The organism is Streptomyces sp. CB02400, from assembly GCF_001905725.1.
Taxonomy (GTDB): Bacteria; Actinomycetota; Actinomycetes; order Streptomycetales; family Streptomycetaceae; genus Streptomyces; species Streptomyces atrovirens.
In genome coordinates, this window is sequence record NZ_LIWB01000005.1 from 187,462 (window position 1) to 204,277 (window position 16,816).

13 protein-coding genes and 3 pseudogenes are annotated in these 16,816 nt (G+C 71.3%); 9 read left to right on the forward strand and 7 right to left on the reverse strand.

Features of this window, described 5'->3' with window-relative positions:
• Nucleotides 1-114: 114 nt before the first annotated feature.
• Both AMK33_RS14435 and AMK33_RS14440 read left to right on the forward strand, forming a co-directional pair.
• Nucleotides 115-2,436: an esterase-like activity of phytase family protein gene (locus AMK33_RS14435; RefSeq protein ID WP_073933208.1), complete on the forward strand. Its 2,322-nt coding sequence runs from the start codon at nucleotides 115-117 to the stop codon at nucleotides 2,434-2,436.
• Nucleotides 2,437-2,707: 271 nt separating this feature from the next.
• Nucleotides 2,708-4,288 carry a carbohydrate-binding protein gene (locus AMK33_RS14440; protein ID WP_073933209.1) on the forward strand — a complete coding sequence of 527 codons (1,581 nt, stop codon included), beginning with the start codon at nucleotides 2,708-2,710 and terminating at the stop codon, nucleotides 4,286-4,288.
• A 68-nt stretch (nucleotides 4,289-4,356) separates the two neighbouring features.
• Here the strand turns inward: AMK33_RS14440 and AMK33_RS14445 are convergent, their stop codons facing one another.
• Nucleotides 4,357-5,520: a sugar ABC transporter substrate-binding protein gene (locus tag AMK33_RS14445; protein WP_073933210.1), complete on the reverse strand. Its 1,164-nt coding sequence runs from the start codon at nucleotides 5,518-5,520 to the stop codon at nucleotides 4,357-4,359.
• A gap of 233 nt (nucleotides 5,521-5,753) precedes the next feature.
• Between AMK33_RS14445 and AMK33_RS14450 the strand changes: the two genes are divergently transcribed.
• The 4 genes and pseudogenes from AMK33_RS14450 (at nucleotide 5,754) to AMK33_RS41395 (ending at nucleotide 8,414) form a co-directional block, all read left to right on the forward strand.
• Nucleotides 5,754-6,608 carry an SCO2400 family protein gene (locus AMK33_RS14450; protein WP_073933211.1) on the forward strand — a complete coding sequence of 285 codons (855 nt, stop codon included), beginning with the start codon at nucleotides 5,754-5,756 and terminating at the stop codon, nucleotides 6,606-6,608.
• 128 nt (nucleotides 6,609-6,736) lie between these two features.
• A pseudogene (locus tag AMK33_RS42155) lies at nucleotides 6,737-7,537 on the forward strand (recombinase family protein); the annotation flags it as partial.
• A gap of 235 nt (nucleotides 7,538-7,772) precedes the next feature.
• A pseudogene (locus tag AMK33_RS45170) lies at nucleotides 7,773-7,835 on the forward strand (hypothetical protein); the annotation flags it as partial.
• 33 nt (nucleotides 7,836-7,868) lie between these two features.
• Complete coding sequence (locus AMK33_RS41395) at nucleotides 7,869-8,414, forward strand: hypothetical protein (protein WP_167748570.1); 546 nt, start codon at nucleotides 7,869-7,871, stop codon at nucleotides 8,412-8,414.
• Between the two features lie 110 nt (nucleotides 8,415-8,524).
• On the opposite strand, the gene AMK33_RS14470 is transcribed toward AMK33_RS41395, so the two are convergent.
• Together AMK33_RS14470 and AMK33_RS14475 are read right to left on the reverse strand one after the other, a co-directional pair.
• Nucleotides 8,525-9,268: a hypothetical protein gene (locus tag AMK33_RS14470; protein WP_073933213.1), complete on the reverse strand. Its 744-nt coding sequence runs from the start codon at nucleotides 9,266-9,268 to the stop codon at nucleotides 8,525-8,527.
• 437 nt (nucleotides 9,269-9,705) lie between these two features.
• Nucleotides 9,706-9,981 (reverse strand): winged helix-turn-helix domain-containing protein, encoded by a 276-nt coding sequence (locus tag AMK33_RS14475; RefSeq protein ID WP_073933214.1) that lies wholly within the window; start codon nucleotides 9,979-9,981, stop codon nucleotides 9,706-9,708.
• A 750-nt stretch (nucleotides 9,982-10,731) separates the two neighbouring features.
• Here AMK33_RS14475 and AMK33_RS14490 point away from each other — a divergent pair.
• Nucleotides 10,732-10,881 (forward strand): annotated as a pseudogene (locus AMK33_RS14490) (antibiotic biosynthesis monooxygenase); the annotation flags it as partial.
• A gap of 22 nt (nucleotides 10,882-10,903) precedes the next feature.
• Here AMK33_RS14490 and bla read toward each other — a convergent pair.
• Both bla and AMK33_RS14500 read right to left on the reverse strand, forming a co-directional pair.
• Nucleotides 10,904-11,824, reverse strand: coding sequence for a class A beta-lactamase (bla, locus tag AMK33_RS14495; RefSeq protein ID WP_073933217.1), 921 nt, complete (start codon nucleotides 11,822-11,824; stop codon nucleotides 10,904-10,906).
• 66 nt (nucleotides 11,825-11,890) lie between these two features.
• Entirely contained in the window at nucleotides 11,891-13,519 is a 1,629-nt protein-coding gene (locus tag AMK33_RS14500; RefSeq protein ID WP_073933218.1) for a penicillin-binding transpeptidase domain-containing protein, read from the reverse strand.
• A gap of 114 nt (nucleotides 13,520-13,633) precedes the next feature.
• Here AMK33_RS14500 and AMK33_RS14505 point away from each other — a divergent pair, with 114 nt between their 5' ends.
• Together AMK33_RS14505 and AMK33_RS14510 are read left to right on the forward strand one after the other, a co-directional pair.
• Nucleotides 13,634-14,572 (forward strand): LysR family transcriptional regulator, encoded by a 939-nt coding sequence (locus tag AMK33_RS14505; protein WP_235618100.1) that lies wholly within the window; start codon nucleotides 13,634-13,636, stop codon nucleotides 14,570-14,572.
• Nucleotides 14,569-15,471: a serine hydrolase gene (locus AMK33_RS14510; protein ID WP_107425107.1), complete on the forward strand. Its 903-nt coding sequence runs from the start codon at nucleotides 14,569-14,571 to the stop codon at nucleotides 15,469-15,471. Before AMK33_RS14505 ends, AMK33_RS14510 begins: the two co-directional genes overlap by 4 nt.
• Nucleotides 15,472-15,553: 82 nt before the next feature.
• Here AMK33_RS14510 and AMK33_RS14515 read toward each other — a convergent pair whose 3' ends face one another.
• Both AMK33_RS14515 and AMK33_RS14520 read right to left on the reverse strand, forming a co-directional pair.
• Nucleotides 15,554-15,757 carry a cold-shock protein gene (locus AMK33_RS14515; protein ID WP_003969786.1) on the reverse strand — a complete coding sequence of 68 codons (204 nt, stop codon included), beginning with the start codon at nucleotides 15,755-15,757 and terminating at the stop codon, nucleotides 15,554-15,556.
• A 241-nt stretch (nucleotides 15,758-15,998) separates the two neighbouring features.
• Complete coding sequence (locus AMK33_RS14520) at nucleotides 15,999-16,379, reverse strand: MerR family transcriptional regulator (RefSeq protein WP_073933220.1); 381 nt, start codon at nucleotides 16,377-16,379, stop codon at nucleotides 15,999-16,001.
• Between the last annotated feature and the right edge of the window lie 437 nt (nucleotides 16,380-16,816).

Sequence of the window (16,816 nt, forward strand, 5' to 3'; positions counted from 1 at the left end):
CGCCGGACCGCCTCCGACGTACCCGGTGTTCGTCCGTTGTTCACCGGGACATCCGTCCGCGCTGGCCCCCGGCTGCGACGATCCGGCTCCGCAGTGGATCACACCGGAGGAACGATGCTCCCGAAGAGAACCCACGCCGCGCTCGCGGCCCTGGCCGTGACCGCGGGCGCCCTGGCGGGCGCGGGCGTGGCGCACGCGGGTCACGGGAAGGTCGCGGACCACGGCCGGCACCGGCCGGCCGCGTTCGAACGCACCGCGACCTACCCGGTCTTCCAGAACCGTCCGGCCGGTGAGGACGCCGCCTCCGAGACCGTCGCCGAGATCTCGGCGACCAGCGAGGACGGCCGCACGCTCGTCTACACGGACGCCGTCGCCCGGCGGATCGGCTTCCTCGACATCAGCGACCCCGGCCGGCCCAAGGGCCTGGGCACGCTGTCCCTGGCCTCGCTGGGCGACGCCGAGGACGAGCCGACGTCCGTGACGGTCGTCGGGAGTCACGTGCTGGTGGTGGTGAACACCAGTGCCTCCTACACCGAGCCCTCCGGCCGCCTCGACGTCATCTCGCTGCGCACCCGTACCCGGGTGGCCAGCCACGACCTCGGCGGGCAGCCCGACTCGATCGCGCTGAGCAGGGACAAGCGGTACGCCGCCGTCGCGATCGAGAACGAGCGCGACGAGGAGGCCGCCCCGGCCGGCGGCGAGGAGGGGGACCTGCCGCAGGCGCCCGCCGGGTTCGTACAGATCGTCGATCTGAAGGGGTCCTCGCCGGCCGGGTGGAACCTCCGGAAGGTCGCGCTGACGAAGGCCGACGGGTCCGCGCTGCCCGTACTGGCCGCCGCCGGGATCGCCGGACCCACCGACCCGGAGCCGGAGTACGTCTCCGTCAACAGTCGCGGACAGCTCGCCGTGACCCTCCAGGAGAACAACGGCGTCGCCCTCGTCGACCTGCCCACCGGGCGGATCACCAAGGCGTTCACCGCGGGCACCGCCTCCGTCGACGGGATCGACACCGTCGAGGACGGCGTCATCGACCAGACCGGCTCGATCACCGACGTGCCGCGCGAGCCGGACGCGGTCGGCTGGATCGACGACCGCTACCTGGCCACCGCCAACGAGGGCGACTGGAAGGGCGGCACGCGCGGCTGGAGCGTCTTCGACAGCCGCACCGGGAAGGTCGTCTGGGACGCGGGCAACACCTTCGAGCACATCGCCGCCCGCCACGGGCTCCTCGCCGAGGACCGCGCCGAGAACAAGGGCACCGAACCCGAGGGCCTGGCGATCGCCACGTACGACGGCGTGCGGTACGCCTTCGTCGGCTCCGAGCGCGGCAACTTCGTCGCCGTGTACGACATCAGCAGGCCCACCCGGCCGGTGTTCGAGCAGGTGCTGCCGACGACCAACGGCCCCGAGGGGCTGCTGCCGATACCGTCGCGCGGCCTGCTCGCGGTCTCCAGCGAGGTGGACGACGCCGAGGCGGGCGTGCGGGCCTCGGTGAGCCTGTTCCGTCTGGGCAGGGGCACGCCCGCACAGCCGTCCCTCGTCTCGGATGAGGACTCGGCCGGCGCGCCGATCGGCTGGGGCGCGCTCGGCGCGCTGTCGGCCGTGCCGGGCCGCTCCGACGAGCTGTACACCGTCACCGACGCCGCGTACGCCACGACCCGCATCCTCACGATCGACGCGAAGCGCGAGCCGGCCGTCGTCAAGCGGGAGCTGACCGTCAAGGACGCCGACGGCAACCCGGCCGGTTACGACGCCGAGGGGATCTTCGCCCGTCCGCGGGGCGGCTTCTGGCTGGCCGTCGAGGGCAGGACCGGCGCCGGGAACCGGCTGGTGCGCCTGGACCGCTCCGGTGTCACCCGGCAGGTCGTCCCGCTGCCGGCGGACGTCGCCGCGGGTCTCGGCTCGCAGGGCTTCGAGGGCGTCACCGCCACCACCGACGCCCGTGGCCACGAGATCGTGTGGGCCACGCTCCAGCGCGAGGTGAGGACGGACCCGGCGGGTGTCGTCCGGCTCGGCCGCTACGACGTCCGGGCCGGCACCTGGAGCTGGTACGGCTACCGGCTCGGCACCACCACCACGGCCGGCGACTGGATCGGGCTGTCCGAGATCACGGTGGTCGGCGACCGGCTCGCCGTCGTCGAGCGCGACAAGCTGAACGGCCCGGCCGCGAAGGTCAAGCGGATCTACACGGTCGCCCTGCCGAGGACCGCCGCCCCGGCGGACACGCTCCCCGTCCTGCCGAAGCGGCTCGCCCACGACGTGCTGCCCGACCTGCGGGCCACGAAGGGCTGGACGCAGGAGAAGCTGGAGGGCCTCACCGTGGCCGGCAACGGCCGCGTCTACGCCGTCACCGACAACGACGGCCTGAGCGACTCCACCGGCGAGACCGTCTTCCTGGACCTCGGCAGCAGCCGCCGGATGTTCGGCCGCGGCTGACCCGTCGCACACCGCCCGTGCGGCCGCCGGCTCCCACGCCGGCGGCCGCACGGGCGTGAGGGCGGCTACGCCGCCCGCTCCGTCGGCCCGGTCCGGTGCGAGCAGCCGGCGACACACCCCGGATGTTCATGAGTGTGAATCTGATTCAACGTCAAAGCTCTTGACGTGCCCACGGCAGGCCCCTACGGTCCCGGAAAGCGCTTTCTGCGTTCATGCACTCGAACGCACCGAGGAACTCGTCCCACCAGCCGACCGAACCTGGAGACGAACGATGCACTTGAGACCCGCCCTCGCCTGCGCCGGCCTGCTGGCCGGCACGCTCGTCGCGTTGTCCGGCAATCCCGCGCAGGCCGCCACCGTGCGGTACGAGGCCGAGGGGTCCTCGGCGGTCTGCACCGGCGCCGTCGAGAACGAGTGGGCCGGATACTCCGGCAGCGGCTTCTGCAACGGCACCAACGGTACCGGCGGCTACGCCCAGTTCACCGTGAGCGCCTCCGCCGACGGCACGGCGACGGTCCAGGTGCGCTTCGCCAACGGCAGCGGCAGCGCACGCGCCGCGAACATCGTGGTGAACGGCAGCACGGTCGCGTCCGCCTCCTTCGAGGACACCGGCGACTGGACGGGCTGGACGACGAAGACGCTCACCGTGCCGGTGCGGTCGGGCGGCAACACCGTCCGGTTCACGCCCACCTCGTCCGCCGGACTGCCCAACCTCGACTACATCGACGTGGAGACGAGCGGCGACACGACCACCCCGCCGCCGACCGGCTCCACGCTCTACGTCGCACCGGGCGGCAGCGCCGGCGCGTCCGGCACCCAGTCCGACCCGACGACGCTCACCTCCGCGATCGACCGCATCACCCCCGGCGGCACGATCTACCTGCGCGGCGGCACGTACAACCACTCCCAGACGGTCACCATCCCGGCCGGCAACAACGGCACCTCGGGCGACCGGACCGAGCTGGCCGCCTACCCGGGCGAGACGCCCGTACTGAACTTCTCGGCCCAGAGCGAGAGTTCGTCGAACCGCGGGCTCGCCGTGAACGGGTCGTACTGGCACGTCAAGGGGATCGTCGTCGAACGCGCCGGGGACAACGGCATCTTCGTCGGCGGCAGCAACAACGTCTTCGAGCGCACCGTGACCCGCTACAACCGCGACACCGGCCTGCAGCTCTCCCGGATGACCTCCGACACCCCCCGCGACCAGTGGCCGTCCAACAACCTCGTCCTGAGCGCGGAGTCGCACGACAACGCCGACTCCGACGGCGAGGACGCCGACGGCTTCGCCGCCAAACTCACCTCAGGACCCGGCAACGTCTTCCGCTACGCCGTCGCCCACAACAACATCGACGACGGCTGGGACCTCTACACCAAGGACGACACGGGCGCGATCGGCGCGGTCACCATCGAGGACTCCCTCGCCTACGAGAACGGCACCCTCTCCAACGGCGGCCAGGCCGGCAACGGCGACCGCAACGGCTACAAGCTCGGCGGCGAGGACATCGGGGTCGACCACGTCATCCGGCGCAGCATCGCCTACGACAACGGCAAGCACGGGTTCACCTACAACAGCAACCCGGGCTCGATGACCGTCTCCAACAACGTCAGCATCGACAACGCCGAGCGCAACTTCAACTTCGACGACGGCAGTTCGGTGTTCCGCAACAACACCTCGTGCCGCAGCGACGACGGGTCGAACGACAGGATCGTGGGCAACTCCGACAGCTCGAACCAGTTCTGGTCCGGCTCCAACGGCTCCCGGTGCGCCGGCTACTCCGGCGGGCTGGACTGGTCCTTCGCCTCGGACGGCCGCCTGGTCGTCACCTTCGGCGGTGACGTCGTGACGCCGTAGGGACCGTGACGCGATGGCCGGCCCCCGGGTGGGAACCGGGGCCGGCCATTTCCTTTCCCTATGACTCCCTACGACGTCAGGCCGATCTCCGCGCAGTCCGCCGCGTACGCCCCGGTGCAGATCTCCTCGACGGTGTAGACGCCGTCCTGGACCACTGTGGCCTCGATGTTCTCCCTCGTGAGGGCGACCACCGGGACCAGCATCGCCGGGATGTCCTTGCGCGTCGGGCTGTCGACCACGTCACGCGCCAGCGCGTCGAACTGGATCGACCGCTCCTGCACCTTCGCCACCGCCATGTCCGCGGCCCCCGTCGCCTCCAGCAGGAACGACTTGTACACCGTCATGTACTGCTTGCCCGAGACGACCCGGCGCACCGCCGCCAGATCGGCGTCCTGCCCGGTCACCGGTGGCAGGTCGGTGACACCCGCGTCCTCCAGCACCTCGATGACGGCACCGGCCATGCCGTCGTTCGCCGAGTAGACGGCGGCGATGTTCCCGGCGCCGACCTCCTTCACCGCCTCGCGCATGTGCTCCGCGGCGACCTCGGGCAGCCACTTCCTGGTGTCGTACGACTTGACGATGTCCACCTTGCCGTTCAGTTCACCGAGCGCGCCCTTGCGGAACAGCGCCGTGTTCGGGTCGGCGGGCGCGCCGTTCATCATGACGACCTTGCTGTTCTCGGCGTCCTCGCCGAGCGCGTTCACGAGGGCACGGCCCTGCACCTGACCGACCAGCTCGTTGTCGTGGGAGACGTACGCGTCGACCGGACCCTCGGCGAGACGGTCGTAGGCGATGACGGGTATGCCCGCCCCCTTCGCCTTCTCCACGTCCGGCGCGATCGCCCTGGAGTCCACCGCGTTCACCACGATCACGTCGACCTCGTCGGCGACCATCTTCCGGAACTGCTCGCTCTGCCTGTCCTTGCTGCCCTCGGCGTTGGCGTAGACGACCTCGCCCTGCTTGTCGGTGAGGGACGAGACACGGTCCTCGATGAGGGGGTGGTCGAACTTCTCGAAGCGCGCCGTGTCCTTGTCGGGCAGCAGCAGGCCCACGGTGATGTCGTAGCTCCTGCCCGGTGACGCGGACGCGTCGTCGCCGCCACCCACCGCGCCGACGACACCGCACGCGGTGAGCGACAGGGCCGACAGGCCGACGGTCAGGAGCAGGGCGGGGCGGCGTACGGAGGCGGCGCGGGTACGGGAGGTGGTGTGGGGGGTGGTACGGGGGTTCACGTGGGGGCCTTCCGGGCGAGTGCTGCGGGGCGACCAGGTGACTGTGTCCGTTGTGCGGTGGTGCGGCATCCATGCTCACGGCACTCTCGCGAGCTGCGCGGAGAATGTGCGCAGGAGCGGCACACAGGCTGCACACAGTGGGCCGGGAGCGTCGTTAGCGTGGCTGTCCCCTGCTCCGGACCGGTCGCCCCGGCGGGCGTCGGAGTCGGTACGTCAACTCAGGAAGACAGCGGATGGACTACTGCTCCACGTGTCGCCGGCACCTGAACGGCGCCCTCGTCTGCCCGGGCTGCGGTGCCTACGCCCCCGACATCGCGCCCGCCGTCATCGGCGGCCGCACCGTCCCCCGACCGGCGACGGCCGCCGCGACCGGTGCCGTCGTCACTCCCCCGCCCTCACCTCCCGGCGATGTACCGCGGGCTCCCGGGCCCACGGGTACGGGCCGGGCAGCGCGGCGGCGGCAACTGGTCCGCTGGAAGAAGACCCAGCGACGGGCCCTGGTCGCGACGGCCGTCGCCCTCGTCGGCGGCGGACTGGCCCTCGCCTCCCTGGACCGGGGCGGCACGGACCGCACCCAGGCCGCCACGGCACCCGACCTCCGGGGCATGGGCGGCGCGGAGGCCCCCGCGGACCAGTACGACGACGGCCTGGACGTCCCGACGTCCTCCCCGGACCGTACGGACCGTACGGACCGGTCGCCCTCGGCCGACGACAGGCGCGGGCGGACGGACGCCGAAGCCGCACCGGCGCCCACCACCCCCTCCGACACCCGCACGGACGGCGCCGCCGTCCCGGAGACGGCGGTGCCGTCGCAGCCGCGTACGACCTCCCCGGACTCCGTCTCCCGCTCCGGTGCGCGCTCGGACACGGGATCGGGATCAGGATCGGGACCGGAATCCGTGTCCGGCTCCGAGACGGCCACCCGGCCGGCGTCCCCGCCCCCGGCCGCCGACAGCGACGGCGGCGGCACCGACGGCCGCACCGATCAGGGTGACGGCTCCCAGCCCGCCCCCTCCCCTCCCGCCACACCACCGGCGACCGAGCCGGACCCCTCCCGACTCTGCCTCCTGGTGATCTGCCTCGGCTGACCTCCCGCCGGGGTGGCGCGCCCGCACGGGCCGCGCCCCGCCGCGTGACCCGGACCGGCCCTGCGGGGAATTCGGTATATGAGCATCATTGAAACCAAATAAGTGGTCAAATTGTGCACATGGCATTGATGAACGCCCAGAAGGGGACTCCCGACCAAGTCCGCGCCGTCGTCTACATCCGCCAGTCGAAGCGGCGCGAGGGCGATTCTCGTACGTCACCAGAGGCACAGCACGTGAAGTGCGATGCGCTCATCGCGGCGAAGGGCTGGCACCACGCCGGTACGTTCGCCGACATCGGCGTTTCCGGCTGGGACCCGGACGTCATCCGTCCGGAGTTCGAGGCCATGATGGAGGCCGCCCGTAACGGTGAGATCGACGCCGTCGTGGTCTTCATGCTGTCGCGGCTCACCCGACGCGGCGCGATGGAAGCCATGCACATCCAGGAAGAGTTGTCCAAGTACGGCGTCCTGCTCGTGTCCGTCGAAGAGCCCTACCTCGACACGTCCACTTCAATGGGTATCTCCATCTTCGGTCTGATCGCCGCCCTGGCCCAGCAGGAGTCGGACATGAAGTCCGCCTACGTCACCGCGACGAAAGAGACCCTGCGCAAAGCCGGCTCGCATGTGTCGGGCATGGCACCGTACGGCTTCACCACGGAACGCGTGTCCCGCGAGGGTCTGTCGATCGTCCAGCTCGTCCCGGACGACGACGAAGCGCCCGTGGTCCGGCGCATGGTCGAGGACGCGGTGAACGGCACCAGTGCTTCCGCGATCGCGACCAAGCTCACCCAGGAAGGCGAGCCGACCAAGACCGACCGGCTTGGCGACACAGGGAAGAATCGGCTCAAGGCCCGGCACGCGCGCGGGATGTCCAAGCCGCTGGAGCGGACACCGTGGCACAGCACGACCGTCTTCCGCGTCCTCCGTGACCCGCGACTCGCGACTCGCCGGGTACGCGATCACCGGCCAGGGCCGGAAGGCCGAGATCCTGTACGTCGACGGCGCACCGCTCATGGCACACAAGCCGATCATCCCGGCGGAAACGTGGTGGGAGCTCCAAGACGTCCTCAACGGCCGGTCGACCGTTCCCCGGCGCGAGAAGCGATCCGTCCCAACACTGCTGGCCGGGCTGCGCATCCTGCGGTGCGGCGTGTGCGGGGCGAACATGGTCGGCGACGTCCGCAGCGGGAAGCCGTACTACCGGTGCCACCGCCCGCGTGGTGCGGTCGCCGGGCACGGCGGGCTGGCGGTCTCCCAGGGCGTGGTCGACGACATCGTGGCTCGCCGCGTGTGGATGCGACTCTCCGCGCTGGACCCGGCCGACCCGGCGGACAGCCGCCTACTCACTGAAGCCTCGAAGCGGTTCACCGCACAGCGCGACACCAGTGAACGCAAGGCCGAGCTGGTCGCAGCACGCACCGAGCTGGAACACGTCCGCGCCGCTCGACACAACCTCCAGACCGACCGCGAAGCCGGGCTGTACGACGACGAGACCGGCCAGGTCATGTACCGCGAGTCGGCGCTGCGGCTGAGGGACCAGGAAGCCGTCGTCACGGCGCGCGTCGCCGACCTGGAAGCCGCCGCCGAGAACACGGTGGATATCCCGGCGGAGTGGACCGAGCCGGGCGAGGACCCGATCGGCCCCGGCTCACTGTGGGAGTCGTGGGACCTGGCCGAACGGCGCGCGTTCCTGGCACTGTTCGTCGATGCGGTCGATATCGCCAAAGCCGCCGGACGCGGCTTGCGCGCGAACACCGAGGAGCGCGTGGGCATCCGGTGGGCGGGTGAGGACGGCGACAAGGTGTAGGCACCGCGCTCGCCCACTGGCGTCCATCCAGCGCGATTACACGCCCTATCGGTCCCCGCCTTGCCCCACCACCGAACCCCCCGGGTGGCGGGGCCATCCCCTGTACAGATTCAGCCGACTGGCTTGAACGTTCCACAGTCGTTCTTGAACAACTCCCCAGCCTGCAGCGTCACCGTCAACGTACGGGCCTGGGTCACAAACTGGTTCGCGATGATGTCCCCGGACTGCGACGTGCGTTCCCAGTAACAATCCGAGAACTCACCCTTCGCCCGGTACGTGCCTGGACCGATCTCCTGCACATCCGACTCAGACTCCGGGTCGAACGGTGCCGGGTTCGCCTTCACCTCATACTCGCCGCCCGATATCCACCGCTCATAATTCCCAGACGCAGCAGCCTTGACCGTCTTCGACCACTCCGGGCACAGCTTCGGCACCCCGAACTTCAGGATCGCCTCACCGTCATCCGTCATGTAGCCGCCCTCGGCCAACCACTGCGCCGGTGACCAGTCCTCCGCCTGGTCCGGCAGTGAGTCACACATATCCTGCACGTACTCCGCCGCCGACCCGTACAGGCTGTCGTACACCCAGCCTTCCGCATCCGCCTTCGCGTTGATCTCCCCCTCCGGCCCCGATGTGGCCGGCTCCTCGTACACCTCTTCTTCCCTGATCAGCGAGTCTTCTTCCTCGACCAGCGAGTCGTCTCCCGGGTTCAGAACGTCGTCCTGCAACTCCTCGATCGACGGCTCCGACTCCCGGGCGGCCGGAGTCTCCTCGCCGTCCCCGCAGCCGCCCAATACCAGCATCGCGGCCGCAGCGAGCGCCACAGCCACCCCGCCCCCACGCACATCTCCCATACCGGGCATCGTGCCCCCACGACCCAGATCAAGGGAACAGATCGTGGAAGATCGACGATCATTCGTGACAGGGCGGGGCCAAGCAATCACATAAGAGCGGGAGCCCCCGCTCCGGTAACACGACCGCGACGACGCCGACCACTGGCGCACGGCGAACGACCGCGCGCTCGCCGTGCTGGACGTGCCGTTGAAACGCAACGCCGAGCTGGCCCTGGCGCTGATCGGTGGCGCGGCCCCGTACGCCCCGGCCGCATGACGCCCACTAGCGCCATCCCCACAACCGCATACACCCAACCTGCCCTGGAGCCGCTGGTCATCGCCTACCGCGTCACCACAGTGTCCGACGGCAGCGCCGCTCTGAAGCCGGTCACGTCCACCAGTCGCCGCCGTCCGCGTCGTGCGTCCGCCGCCGCGTCCGGCACGGCCGTGTAGATCGTTTACACGCCTTCGTCAGGATCCCCATTGCGGGACCCTGGCGGGGGCGTTTCTGCGTCTGGGGTTCCGGTCACGAAGGAGCCCTTGTGCGGGACCGTGGTCACCAGCCCGCGTTCGCGTAGCACCTTCACCGCGCGCCGGACGGTGTCGATGGACACGCCGTGCTCCGTGATCATCGCGCGTTCGCCAGGCAGGGCAGCACCCAGCGCGAACCGCACCGATCGAATGTCGGCCTCGATCTCGTCGGCGAGCCGAACGTAGGCATACCGCAAGTCCATGAGTTCAGCGTCGTCCGTGGCCCCGTACGGCGACGCTTGGCCACGCGGTGCCAAACACAGCCACGCGGGCCCACGCAGTTACGTACAGTGTCCATACGGAAAGACCCCGGCGACGCGTGCGAGGCGTCCCGGGGCATGGCCTAACGCTGACAAGAAGCGAACGACATTGCGAAGCCTACTGGCCGTCATCCTGAGCCTGTTCCTGCCTGCCGTGGAAAGCGACGAGCAGCCGTGCCGACCCGGGTACGCCGGGTTCCCTGGCCGTTGCCGACTCCGCGCCTTCCGCGTCCGGCAGAGGTGATCGGAGCGGACGCCTTCCCGCTCATCCGCCCGTACCTCATCCACCACGAGCGCGAACAGGAACGCCGAGGGCAGCGTGAGCGACGGCGTGCGGCGGTGCTGGCGACGATGGGCCAGGACTACGCGGGGGTGTCGGCATGAACGATGAACGGATGCCCGCCGAGCAGTCCGCCGACGAACAACCCGACCACGTGCTTATGACCATGAGCGTGTCCCGCGACGGCGGCCGGACCTGGTCGAAGCCGATCGAGGTCATGTCCGGCGATGACCTCCCGCCGCGCATGACGTCGACCTGCCGTCGTGCGAGTGCTATCGGTGCGTGCCGACCCGTAAGCACGAGCTGAGCGAAGCCCTCCGACTGGTCAACGAACGGTCCCGCAACCGCGTGTAAACGCACTTCCCCTGACAACGCCCCGTCTCCCACCCTCAGAGGCGGGGCGTTCGGTGTCGCGGACCGAGGAGGACTTCCAGCGCTGGATGGCCGGCCGCGGCCAGGCCGCCCACGGCGGGGCCCAGGGCGAGAAGCCCCGCCCGGCGGCCACGGACGCCACGCTGTGGTCCTTCGAGGTGGTCCAGCAGGCCGCGCCCAAGCAGGACTGACGCCGGAGCCGCCCCCCTCGGCTCAGAGCAGGGCGGCGAGTACGCGGCGGGTGGCCTCGGCGACCAGGGCGTCGCTGGGGTCGGCCCCGCGGTCGGGCCGCTCGGTCAGGACGGCGATCACCAGCGGGGCGCCGCGCGGCGGCCAGAGCACGGCGACGTCGTTGGCCCGGCCCCAGTCGCCGGTGCCGGTCTTGTCGCCGACCTTCCAGTCCCGGGGAACGCCGGCCCGGACGCGCAGGTCGCCGGTGGTGTTGCGGACCAGCCAGTCCGTCAGCAGCTCCCGCTTCGCGGCCGGCAGGGCGTCGTCGAGGACGAGGGCGCGGTAGTCGGCGGCGACGGCCCGGGGGCTGGTGGTGTCGCGCGGGTCTCCCGGCGGGTTGCTGTTCAGCTCGGGTTCGTCGTGGTCGAGGCGGCTCACGCGGTCGCCGAGTCCGCGCAGGTGGGCGGTGAGTGCGCGCGGGCCGCCGAGTTCGCGCAGCAGCAGGTTGGCGGCCGTGTTGTCGCTGTACCGTACGGCCGCGTCGCAGAGGTCGCGGAGGGACATGCCGGTCCCGACGTGCTTCTCGGTCACCGGTGAGTAGGCGACGAGGTCGGCCCGGGTGTAGGTGACGCGCCGGTCCAGACGGGTGACCGGGTGCCGGTCCAGGACCGCGGCCGCCGCGAGCGTCTTGAAGGTGGAGCAGAGTGCGAAGCGTTCGTCGGCGCGGTGGACCACGGTGGCGCCGGTCCCGGTCGCGAGGGCGTACACCCCGAGCCGGGCGCCGTACTCGCGTTCGAGGTCGGTGAGGCTCCGGGGGTCCACCGGTGAGGGCGTGGGGGTGCGGCTCGGTGCCGGCGGGCCGGCCTGGCCGCGCTCGCGCGCCGGGGTGCCGGTGGCGCATCCCGCCACGGGGGCGAGGGCCGCGGCCAGCAGTAACGCGCGGCGGGAGGGGCGTGCGGTCACGGAGGTCCCTTTCGGACGGTTCGGGCAGGACGGCTCGGACAGGACTGTCAGGTCAGGACGGTTCGGTCAGGACTCGGGTACGGCGGACAGCAGGGAGCGGATCACCGGTCCCGCCGAGCCGCCTCCGGTGACGCCCTCCTCGACCACGCAGGCCACGGCGACATCGCCCCGGTGGGCGACCATCCAGCCGTTGTTGTCCTGCTCGTCGGAGACCTCCGCGGTACCGGTCTTGGCGCCGATGTCGCCGGGCAGGTCCGCCAGGACGCGCGCGGTTCCCTCGGTGACGGTCGCCCGCATCAGCTCGCGGAGCTGGGTCGCGACCTCCGGCGGGAGCGGGGTCGTGGCGGTCGTGTCCTCGGTGCCGTCGACGAGCGAGGGCTGGTGGAAGGTGCCGGACACGGCCGTCGCGGTGACCGACGCCATGATCAGCGGGTTGGCCTGGACCCGGCCCTGCCCGATCATCGACGCGGCCTTCTCCGTCGCGTTACGGGGCACCGGCACGGAACCGTCGTACGACGGAACGCCCACGTGCCAGGTCTGGCCGACGCCGAAGTACTTCTTCGCCACCTCCCCGAGCTCCCCCTCGTCCAGCTTGCCGCGCAGGCTGATGAACGCGGTGTTGCAGGACTCGGTGAAGTCCTTGCGGAAGGTGGCGCCCGGGTGTTCGGACGTCTCCACGTTCTGGAACCGTTTGCCGACCGTGAGGTACTTGGGGCAGTCCACGACGTCGTCCGGGGCGACCGCGCCCTTCAGCAGCAGGGCACCGCTGGTGACGATCTTCCAGGTGGAGCCGGGCGCGTAGGTGCCGGAGACGGCGCGGTTGAAGCCGGAGGCGGGCGAGTTGGCCACGGCCAGGATCTCGCCGTCGTCGATGCGCAGGGCGACGAGCGCGGCGTTCTTGCCGTCGGCCTCGGCGAGGGCGCGTTCGGCGGCGGACTGCCAGTCGGCGTCGAGGGTGGTGCGGACGGGGCCGTCGTCCTTGAGGGTGTCCTCGCCGCCGAAGGACGCCTCCGTGCGTTCCACCTTCCCCGTGGCCCGGTCGACGAGCTGCACCGCGCCGCGCGGCCCGCCGCCGTCCCCGCCGCCGGCGAGCTGGGCGAGTACGGGGGCGAGGGAGGCGTGGGTGGTGCCCGACAGGGTCGCGCCGTCGCGGTCGGTGGCCTCGACCGGCTCGGTCTCCTCGCGTTCCAGGCGGAACTTCTCCGTATCGCTGAGCCGCGGGTGGACCAGCGACAGCTTCCAGTCCACTTTCCAGGCGCCGTCGTTCTGCTCCCGCAGCGGCAGCTTCGAGGCGTACGTCCAGGTGCCGAGGCCCTTGACGGGCATCCGCGCGGTGAAGGGCACGGTGACCGTGCCGTCTTCGGCCTCCTCCGGCTTTCCGGCCGTGAGCTTCGGTTTCTCGATGTCGAGCCCGGCGGTGAAACTCCGCAGCACCTCCTCCGCGCGGTCGGGTCCGGTCGTCCGGGCGGCCGCGTCGGGCAGGCGTCCGGCGGCCCAGTCGGCGAGGAAGGCGCGGGCCTCGGCCACCGCCTCCGGGTCGGGGCCGGCCTCGTCCTCGAAGGGGCCGAGGCCGGCCGCGTACGCCCCGCCGGCGGCGATCGCGGCCACCACCGCCACGGCGGTGAGGGCCTTCGCCGTTCTGCGCGGGCGGCGACGGCGGGGGGCGTCATGGGGGAAGTCGGTGTAAGAACTCATGCGCCGACAACAGCAGCGGCGAGGCCGTACGTCCAAGACCGCTATCGGTCACAGATCGATTAGTACTCGATATCATTACTGGTCGTGGACCTGGTGCGGCACCTGGAGTGCTTCGTGGCTGTTGCAGAAGAGTCACACTTCGGGCGTGCCGCGACCCGTCTGGGGATGGCCCAGCCGCCGCTGTCACAGCGCATCCAGCGGCTGGAACGGGAGCTGGGCGTCCGGCTGTTCGAGCGGACCAGCCGCCAGGTGACGATCACCGAGGCGGGGCGGCTGCTGCTGGCCGAGGCCCGTGAACTCCTCGCCCGTTCCGAGTCGTTCCTGGCGACCGCGCGCCGGGTGCGCGACGGCGAGACCGGGCTGCTGCGGGCGGCGCTGCCCCCGGACCTCTCCGGCGAGACCGTCGCCGCCCTGCTCGCCGACTTCGGGCGCCGGCACGGCGGCCTGGAGCTGGAGCTGCACGAGCTGTCCACCGCGCAGCAGCTCGCCCGGCTCGCGGCCCACGAACTGGACGTCGGCATCGTCCACCACCCGTGCGACGTCTCCGGCCTGGAACTGGGCCCGGTGCTGCGGCGCGAACTCGGCGTGCTGCTGCCGCGCGCGGCCGGGGCGTCCGGGTTCGACGAGGTACCGCTGGTCGCGCTGGCCGGCCACGACCTGATCCTGTTCCCGCGCGCCGCGGCCCCCGCCCTCTACGACGACCTGCTGACCACCTGCGCCCGGGGCGGCTTCACCCCCGCCGTCGTGCGCCACGGCCAGGGCGCCAGCTTCGTACGCGGTCTGGTGCTCTCCACCGGGGCCGTCGCCCTGTGCCCGCGCGACGCCCTGCCGCCGTCCCCGGAGGGCGGGGACCCGGACGTCGTATGGCGTCCGCTCACCGGCGGGGCGCCGGCGCTGCGGCACTCCGCCGCCTGGTCCAAGGGGCGCGGCGACGCCGCCGTGCACGCCTTCGCCGAGGCGGCCACGCACGCGCTGCGCACCACCGCCGGAGCGACCTCCGACGTACCGTCCCGCCCGCTGCACCTGCGCCCGGCATCGGAGTACTGGCTGTGACCGACGCCCTCGCCCGCATCCACGCGGCCTTCGCCGACGCCGGGGTCACCGGCCGGCTGCACGCGCTCGACATCGACTCCGGGGCGCAGCTCGACGCCGGGGCGGACCAGCCGGTCCCCACGGCCAGTGTCCACAAGCTGTGTGTCCTGGTCACGCTGCACGAACAGGCGGCGGCGGGCCTGCTGGACCTCACCGAGCAGGTGGAGTGCCCGCCCGCCGGACGCACCACGGGCCCCACCGGGGTCGCCGCCATGCTGGACGCGGTCCGGATGTCCCTGCGCGACCTGGCGTTCCTGATGATGACGGTCAGCGACAACGCCGCCGCCGACCTGCTGCTGCGCCGGGTGGGCCTCGACGCCGTCAACGCGACGACGGCCCGGCTCGGCCTCACCCGGACGCTCGCCGTGCACTCCTTCGGCGAGATGCTCGCCACCGTGAAGGAGGACGCCGGTCCCGACGGTGCCCGGGCGCTCGCCGACCCGCGGGTCATCACCCGGCTGCGGGCGCTCGACCCGGCCCGCACCAACCGCAGCACGCCGCGCGACATGACCCGGCTGCTGGCCGCCGTGTGGCGGGACGAGGCGTGTACGCCGGAGCACGGCGCGGCCGTCCGGCGGATCCTGGGGCTGCAGGTGTGGCCGCACCGCCTGGCGTCGGGCTTCCCCTTCGACGACGTGCACGTCGCCGGGAAGACCGGCAGCCTGCCGACCCTGCGCAACGAGGTCGGCGTGGTCGAGTATCCGGACGGGGGCCGTTACGCCGTCGCCGTGTTCACCCGGACCGCGCACACCGCGGCCACTCTTCCGGCGGCCGACGCGGTGATCGGCACGGCCGCGCGGACCGCGGTGGACGCGCTGCGGGCGAAAGGGCTGCGGTCACGTCGGTCCCGCGCCGAATGAAAGCGAATAAGGGGTCGGAAAACGAAGAGCAGGGGCCCGCACCGAAGTGCGGGCCCCTGCTCTTGCAATCCCTGCGCCTGGATCAGGCGGGGACGATGTTCTCCGCCTGCGGGCCCTTCTGGCCCTGCGTGACGTCGAAGCTCACCTTCTGGCCTTCCTGGAGCTCACGGAAGCCGGAGGTGGCGATGTTCGAGTAGTGGGCGAAGACGTCGGCGCCGCCGCCGTCCTGCTCGATGAAGCCGAAGCCCTTTTCCGAGTTGAACCACTTCACCGTACCGGTGGCCATATCAATTCTCCTGAGACAGTGCCGGGACTCGCACTTTACGAATCCCTTCATCGTCGCGATGATCACCTGCCCGGAGACCCGGTAGCAAACTGGCAACCACAACTGCAACTGGCGTCAGCCTAGCACGGAAAAAGTCAACGGCAAGCGAGGAAAATCACTGGAATAAAACGCCGGTGGCGTGTTTAGGGAAAGAGATTTTCTTCAGCGGGAGCGGAAATACTGTTTCGGCGGGTATAGATTTTCAGCGGCGTCCGTGGACCGTCCCCGCGTCGCGCCGGCGCAGCTCCTCGTTGGCGCGTTCGGCCTGTTCGAGCTGGTCCTCGAGGCTGATGATGCGGCACGCGGCGTCGACCGGTGTGCCCTGGTCGACCAGTTCGCGGGCCCGGGCGGCCAGCCTGAGCTGGTGGCGCGAGTAGCGGCGGTGGCCGCCCTCCGAGCGCGTCGGGGTGATCAGCCGCGCCTCGCCCAGGGCGCGGAGAAAAGCGGGTGTGACTCCGACCAGTTCGGCGGCCCTGCCCATGGTGTAGGCCGGGAAATGGTCGTCGTCGAGCCGGTCGGCGACGGGGAGCCGGTCCTGGTCCGGCTGCCGGCCGTCGGCGTACGGCTGACTTTCCGAGGGCATACGCACCTTTCCGCGGACCACGGTGGGCACGGTCCGCCACGGGGACGGGTTCCCCAGGGGGGAACTCTAGTCGGCCCGATGGAAAACCTGCCGTGGCGACGGCAGATGTCCTGCGCCTGGACGCGTACGGCTGCTACGCCTCCTCCCGGCGGGTGCGGTACGGGCCCGTTGCGCCGAGCCCGGTCCAGTGGTGGTGGGACCGCCACTGGACCGGAGGACCTCGACGTCCGGCAGATGGGTGGGCGGCCATGAAGCCGTCGGCGCGGAGGCCGGGCGCGTGCCCCTCAGTCGGCCACGGAAAGCCGCATCGCCGATGCCGACGCGGGTGGGGAAGCGACGGTGGAGCGTCGCACCGCCGGTGCCGGCCCGGCGGACGACGGCGGCCGCCGGGGCGTCGAGCCCCCGCCCGACGAAGACCACACGGACCACCCCCGGCA

Excerpts from the sequence above, each read along its gene's own strand:
- AMK33_RS14450 (WP_073933211.1), top strand. The coding sequence starts at position 5,754 with ATGGACTACTGCTCCACGTGTCGCCGGCACCTGAACGGCGCCCTCGTC.
- AMK33_RS14435 (WP_073933208.1), top strand. The coding sequence starts at position 115 with ATGCTCCCGAAGAGAACCCACGCCGCGCTCGCGGCCCTGGCCGTGACC.
- AMK33_RS14470 (WP_073933213.1), bottom strand. The coding sequence starts at position 9,268 with ATGGGAGATGTGCGTGGGGGCGGGGTGGCTGTGGCGCTCGCTGCGGCC.
- AMK33_RS14440 (WP_073933209.1), top strand. The coding sequence starts at position 2,708 with ATGCACTTGAGACCCGCCCTCGCCTGCGCCGGCCTGCTGGCCGGCACG.
- AMK33_RS14475 (WP_073933214.1), bottom strand. The coding sequence starts at position 9,981 with ATGGACTTGCGGTATGCCTACGTTCGGCTCGCCGACGAGATCGAGGCC.
- AMK33_RS14500 (WP_073933218.1), bottom strand. The coding sequence starts at position 13,519 with ATGAGTTCTTACACCGACTTCCCCCATGACGCCCCCCGCCGTCGCCGC.
- AMK33_RS14515 (WP_003969786.1), bottom strand. The coding sequence starts at position 15,757 with ATGGCCACCGGTACGGTGAAGTGGTTCAACTCGGAAAAGGGCTTCGGC.
- AMK33_RS14520 (WP_073933220.1), bottom strand. The coding sequence starts at position 16,379 with ATGCCCTCGGAAAGTCAGCCGTACGCCGACGGCCGGCAGCCGGACCAG.